Here is a 1,348-nt window from a genome sequence, read left to right on the forward strand (position 1 = left end):
CATATTCTTCTTCATCCGCCATCACAATTAGTTTCTCAACGACATCATAAGGAATACTAACGTTAATAGGTTTTGAATAACTACTAGATTTTTTCTTACCTTTAGAATCTTTAATAGCCTTAACTTTAAACTTATAATCATAGCCTTCTACTAAATAAATACCCCATTCATCACTGTCAAATTGATTGCTATTTACTTCTTCTATTACTTCTGTCTTCTTAGTTTTTCTATTGTACAAAACAAACTTATAATAACTTGCGCCTTTTACTTTTCCCCATTTGAATTTAACAGAGTAACGGGTGCTGCCTGGACTCTCTAATTTATAAAAGTACTGTGGATCTAAAGGAGAAAATCTAATTGCTCCATCTGCTTTTTTCGATACAAGTTTTAAATTACTAGGTGTCTGTAATTGTGAACTTGCTGCTTTAGCATTTTTAGAATTGATACCTAAAATTAAAATCATACCAACAAGAAATAAATAAAATAGATTAATATTTTTCCTCATAAAAATCTCCTTTTTGATTATTTTTAACTATAAAAAGAATAACATTTATGAGTATTTATTTCTATGGAATTTCCTATAAAATTCGCGTAATGAGTAGTAGGTGTTTGTTTATAAACCCATACTTTAAGGACACCCAATTTTCGGGTGTCTTTTTCGTTTCTAAACCCTTTAAAAACACTTTATAAACGTTTAAAATGAATCATATACATTTACAAACGTTTTTAAAGGAGAAATGATTATGACCACAAAAACATTCGGTTACATCCGCGTTTCAACCGTAGATCAAAACACCGCTCGCCAGGAAGCAAAGATGAAAGCGCTTGGCATTGATGACCGCGACATTTACATCGATCACGCCAGTGGAAAAGACTTCAACCGCCCGCAGTATCAAAATATGAAAAGCCGTCTCCGCTCCGGGGATCTCGTTTACGTCGATGCACTCGACAGACTGGGCCGCAACTATGAAGCCATTATTTCAGAGTGGAAGGAAATTACGCGCAAAATCAACGCTGATATTGTCGTTCTCGAAAATGAGACACTTTTCGACAGCCGTAAATTTAAAGCAATGAATACTGAGGACAGCCAGCTCGGTTCATTGATGGAAGATCAATTCCTTTCGCTACTTTCATATGTCGCCGATCAAGAGCGTAAAAAGATCCTGAAGCGCCAGAAGGAAGGTATTGAAGCTGCACGCAAAGCTGGCAAGCATTTAGGCCGTCCAGCAATCAATTTAGAGACATTATCAAAAGAACAGCGCGAGATTTTGGAAGCAAATTTTGAAAAGTGGCAGGCGAAGGAAATTAAGGGTGTAGAGTTTATGAAGCTTCTTGGACTAAAAAAGAA

Annotated in this window: 2 protein-coding genes; one reads left to right on the forward strand and one right to left on the reverse strand. The window is 35.7% G+C overall.

Going from position 1 to position 1,348, the window contains the following annotated elements; translation table 11 throughout:
- Positions 1–505: hypothetical protein (locus QI30_RS20145; RefSeq protein ID WP_148113934.1), on the reverse strand; the 505-nt coding region annotated here is incomplete at its 3' end.
- 238 nt (positions 506–743) lie between these two features.
- On the opposite strand from QI30_RS20145, the gene QI30_RS20150 reads away from it, so the two are divergent.
- The coding region (locus QI30_RS20150; RefSeq protein WP_148113935.1) for a recombinase family protein at positions 744–1,348 on the forward strand (605 nt) is incomplete at its 3' end.

Origin of the sequence: Candidatus Kurthia intestinigallinarum, assembly GCF_003991225.1 — a bacterium.
Classification (GTDB): Bacteria; Bacillota; Bacilli; order Bacillales_A; family Planococcaceae; genus Kurthia; species Kurthia populi.